Here is a 1,109-nt window from a genome sequence, read left to right as displayed (position 1 = left end):
CCGTTGATGATTATGCTGCCGTCTTGAGGCCCACATCGGGAAGCACGGGCCGGTTCTTGAGGGCTTCCGCCATGATGTTCTCCACCTGCGCGCGATCATGCGCCTCGAGAGCGAGACGCGGCGGACGCGTGAGGTCGGAGCCGCGCCCCATGATCTTTTCGCAAAGCTTGATGCATTGCACCAGATCCGGCCGGGCATCGAGATGCAGCAGCGGCATGAACCAATCGTAGAGACCTCGCGCCTCCTCGAAGCGTCCCGCCTTTGCGAGCCGGAAGAGCGTCTCGCCTTCGCGCGGAAAAGCGTTGGACATGCCGGAGACCCATCCGGACGCTCCCAGCATCACGCTCTCGACCACGACATCGTCGAGGCCCGCGAACATCACGAAGCGGTCGCCGATCATGTTGCGAACGTCCGTGAACCGGCGGGTATCGCCGGAGGAATCCTTGAAGCAGACAATGTTCTCGCAATCGGCAAGCGACACGAGAATGTCGGGCGTCACGTCGTTCTTGTAGATCGGCGGATTGTTATAAACCATCACCGGCAGATCCGTCGCCGACGCCACGCCGCGAAAATGGGCGGCGGTCTCATGCGGTTTCGAGGAATAGACCAAAGCGGGCATGACCATGATGCCATCGATGCCGATCCGCCGGGCGTCCTTCGCAATGTCGCACGCAAATGCCGTGGTGAATTCTGCAATGCCCGCGATCACCGGCACGCGACCGCGTGCCACATCCTTGGCGACTTCCATGACGGCGATTTTCTCGGTGCGCGACAGTGAGCAGTTCTCGCCGACAGTGCCACAAACCACGAGACCGGACACGCCATCCCGCACGAGCCCCTCGATGACAGCGCGCGTCGCGTCGAGATCGAGGTCGAGATTGCTCTTGAATTGCGTCGTGACCGCGGGAAATACGCCTTCCCACCCAATTTTCGGTGCCATCGGACCGCTCTCCTCTGTCTCGGTTGCTATCCGGTAATGTAGATTGTATAAAATCTACGATGTCAATCCGGGGCGCTGCGGCGCGCCCGCAGATATTGTCGAGGCGCTGAGAAATCGATGGACCTGCTGAAGACAGCCCAGCCTAGACCGGCAACGAAGACGATCAAGC

At 60.6% G+C, this 1,109-nt stretch carries 1 protein-coding gene; it reads right to left on the bottom strand.

Translation table 11 applies throughout. The annotated features are described in order from the left end of the window. Nucleotides 1-10: 10 nt before the first annotated feature. Nucleotides 11-940 (bottom strand): dihydrodipicolinate synthase family protein, encoded by a 930-nt coding sequence (locus AC1DT3_RS22155; RefSeq protein ID WP_477467328.1) that lies wholly within the window; start codon nucleotides 938-940, stop codon nucleotides 11-13. Nucleotides 941-1,109: the final 169 nt, after the last annotated feature.

This window comes from Microvirga sp. P4_G7, assembly GCF_056401005.1.
This window is presented reverse-complemented; position numbering and strand designations above follow the sequence as displayed.

What these genes read in the sequence shown, in the direction of transcription:
- AC1DT3_RS22155 (WP_477467328.1), bottom strand. Translation starts at nt 940, where the DNA reads ATGGCACCGAAAATTGGGTGGGAAGGCGTATTTCCCGCGGTCACGACG.